This window comes from Caballeronia arationis (assembly GCF_001544975.2).
In the GTDB taxonomy this organism is placed as follows: domain Bacteria; phylum Pseudomonadota; class Gammaproteobacteria; order Burkholderiales; family Burkholderiaceae; genus Caballeronia; species Caballeronia arationis.
The window spans coordinates 1-2,864 of record NZ_FCOG02000325.1 but is presented as its reverse complement, the minus strand read 5'-3'; the positions used below and the strand labels follow the sequence as shown (position 1 = coordinate 2,864).

Annotated in this window: 4 protein-coding genes; 2 read left to right on the top strand and 2 right to left on the bottom strand. The window is 59.6% G+C overall.

All coding sequences use genetic code 11. The features are described 5' to 3' along the window. Positions 1 to 186: 186 nt before the first annotated feature. Positions 187 to 1,398 carry a Na+/H+ antiporter NhaA gene (gene nhaA / locus AWB81_RS41660; RefSeq protein ID WP_062644328.1) on the bottom strand — a complete coding sequence of 404 codons (1,212 nt, stop codon included), beginning with the start codon at positions 1,396 to 1,398 and terminating at the stop codon, positions 187 to 189. Between the two features lie 174 nt (positions 1,399 to 1,572). Next, positions 1,573 to 2,154, bottom strand: a complete 582-nt coding sequence (locus AWB81_RS41655) for a DUF3313 domain-containing protein (protein ID WP_087135591.1) — start codon at positions 2,152 to 2,154, stop codon at positions 1,573 to 1,575. Here AWB81_RS41655 and AWB81_RS41650 point away from each other — a divergent pair. Together AWB81_RS41650 and AWB81_RS49065 are read left to right on the top strand one after the other, a co-directional pair. Continuing rightward, positions 2,108 to 2,422 carry a transposase gene (locus tag AWB81_RS41650; RefSeq protein WP_062644104.1) on the top strand — a complete coding sequence of 105 codons (315 nt, stop codon included), beginning with the start codon at positions 2,108 to 2,110 and terminating at the stop codon, positions 2,420 to 2,422. The genes AWB81_RS41655 and AWB81_RS41650 overlap by 47 nt on opposite strands. Continuing rightward, on the top strand, positions 2,419 to 2,864 hold a 446-nt coding region (locus AWB81_RS49065), incomplete at its 3' end, for an IS3 family transposase (protein ID WP_144444365.1). The genes AWB81_RS41650 and AWB81_RS49065, both read left to right, overlap by 4 nt.

Sequence of the window (2,864 nt, the reverse complement as noted above, 5' to 3'; positions counted from 1 at the left end):
CTTTGCAGCGCAGCTTCCGCACCGCTGAGAAGGCCGTTAACACCTGGTGCGATCAGGTCAAAATCGCCGCGTAGAAACTTGACTCGACTGCTACAAGATCAATTCAGTCAAGGAATCTAGGGACGCGGCCATCAACGTTTCGAGCGTGTCCAGGCTCACGATGCGCCTCATTAGTCCAGGGATCGCCTATAGAGCCTGCTCAGATGAGGTCGTCCTGGGACGCCCCCCCGTGAACCTCAGAAGCAGATAGCCCGTAATGCCCGATAACGTTGAGCCTGCGATCACGCCCAACCGGAGGGGCGTATAGTATTCGGGGCCTTCAAAGGCGAGAGAGCCGATGAACAGACTCATCGTGAAACCGACGCCGCACAGGGCGGCGACTCCAACGATCTGGCTCCAGGTGGCTCCCTCAGGAAGCTTTGCTAGACCGAACGGAACGAGCGCGAAGCACGCCCCGCACACGCCGACGAGCTTCCCAACAAAAAGACCGGCGGCGATACCGAGCGGCAAAGGTTCGGCCAGCGCCGAAGGCGCAATGCCAGCGAACGAAACGCCGGCATTGGCGAACGCGAAGATTGGCAAAACGCCGAACGCTACCCAAGGGTGAAGGCTGTGCTCAAGCTGATGCAGCGGCGCGTGGCCGTCGACGTCCGTCGTTTTCAAAGGCACCGCGAATGCGATTGCAACGCCTGCAAGGGTCGCATGAACGCCTGACTTCAGAACGAATACCCACAGGATTACGCCGACAATAATGTAAGGTGCGATCCTCGTGATTTTCTGCCAATTCAAGGCGGTCAGCATCGCAACGGCAACAGCTGCCGAAAATAGCATCGGGAGAGATAAATCGGCGGTGTAGAACAGCGCAATGATGACGATTGCGCCCAAGTCGTCGGCGATCGCCACCGCGGTCAGAAAAATTTTTAGCGACAAGGGGATCCGGTTGCCGAGCAGGGACAAAATGCCGAGCGCAAAAGCAATGTCAGTGGCCGTGGGAATGGCCCAGCCGTTCAAGACCGTGCCATTTCCACGGTTTATAAGGACATAGATAAGTGCCGGGACAACCATTCCACCCACGCCGGCAGCGACAGGTAGCACCACTTGCGCGGGAGTGGACAGTTCCCCTTCGATCACCTCGCGCTTGACCTCGAGGCCGACCAGCAAGAAGAAGACGGCCATCAATCCATCGTTGATCCAGAGCAGAAGCGGCTTGGCGATAACGAACGATCCAAAGCGCAGTTCGACAGGGATCTTGAGCAGATCGTCGTACGCGTGCCGGAGCGGCGAGTTGCTGAAGATCAGCGCGAGAACGGCTGCTGCCATGAGCAGCAGACCGCCCGCCGCTTCCAGTTTGAGGAAGTCAGAGATGCCGCCGGTTGCCTTGCGTAGCGCGTTGTCCATCACAGTGCCTCTTCGCTTGTATGGACACAAGTTTCGAAGATAAGCCGGCGTCATCGACTATGTGATTCCGGCAGTGTGTCTGCATTGATGATGTTAGTGCACGTGCAGCGTCGTTGACACCAATTTTTCATGCTCGACCATTTTGATCGCGCGGCAAGCCGGATGCGGTCCCACTCACTTGAGCTTGACGTAGTTCGCCAGTTCCGGAAATGCTCCGGCGGACAGTTCATCCAGCAACGGTTTCAGCGTGTCCAGCGTAATGACCTGTCGACTGGCAACCCTGGCGAGGCGCTCGGCTATCCCCACACGCACCCGCTGCCCCAGCAACTCACCCGTGGTACTGTCCGTCCCCTCAACTTCGACCACGATGAACGCCCGCTCTGGCTTGCCAGTCGCGGTCCTTAAGGCCATCGTGGCGACAAAGGCCATCGGTACGACCTGGTAGGGCTTGAGGCCCTGGCCTCGCGCCGCGACGCTCGTGAACGCGGCACGGATCCTCAACACGCCGGGCCCGGCACGGTCGACTACCCTGAATCGCTGGCTGAACGACCGCTTAAGTGAGTCGTTGGAGTAGGCTAGAATTTGTTTCAGCGTCTCGGCGCTCACTTGCTCGCTCGGCCTGGGCTCCGGGTAAAAGACAAGCGGATCGAGCAGTATGAAGTTGACCCGCGAAAACGGACACCTATCCTTTGGATAAGGAGGTGGCAAAATGGGCAAGCATCGAGCGCCGTACCCGGCAGAGTTCCGGGCTCGCATCGTTGATCTGGTGAAGGCCGGTCGGACACCTGAGGAGCTAGCGCGAGAGTTCGAGCCTAGCGTGCAGACGATAATCAACTGGGTGGCGCAGGCGGATATCGACGCCGGCGTGCGTAACGAGGGTTTGACCACCGCTGAGCGCCAAGAACTCGCACGTTTGCGCCGCGAGAATCGTCAATTAAAGACGGAGCGCGACATTCTCTCTCACGCCGCAGCCTGGTTCGCCCGCGAGACAGGAGCCGTATCCTCGAAGGATACGGATTCATGAGAGCGTACCGGGCCCGTTGGCCCATTGTCACGATGGCGCGGCTGCTGGGAGTCTCGACCAGCGGATACTACGCGTGGCTAGTTCGCGAGCCATCAAAGCAGTCTTGTAACGATGCCCAATTGCTGGCGCGCATTCGTACGATGCACGCGAGTTCGCGCGGTACGTATGGCGCGCCGCGTATCCATGCGCAACTCGCGCGCGAAGGCGTGCACGTGGGACGCAAGCGGGTAGCTCGCCTGATGCGCATCGCGGGCCTATGCGGGGCAAGCCGACGGCGATGGCCACGCACTACGCGACAACGTGGGGGAACACGGCGTGCGCCGGACCTGGTACGCCGGCACTTCAGTGCGAAAGGCCCGAACATACTGTGGGTGGCAGATGCCACCTATATCCCCAGTGGCGAAGGGTTCTTATATCTGGCCGTGGTGCTTGACGTGTTCAG

Coding starts and splice junctions, on each gene's coding strand:
- nhaA (WP_062644328.1), bottom strand. CDS start 1,398: ATGGACAACGCGCTACGCAAGGCAACCGGCGGCATCTCTGACTTCCTC.
- AWB81_RS41650 (WP_062644104.1), top strand. CDS start 2,108: ATGGGCAAGCATCGAGCGCCGTACCCGGCAGAGTTCCGGGCTCGCATC.
- AWB81_RS41655 (WP_087135591.1), bottom strand. CDS start 2,154: ATGCGAGCCCGGAACTCTGCCGGGTACGGCGCTCGATGCTTGCCCATT.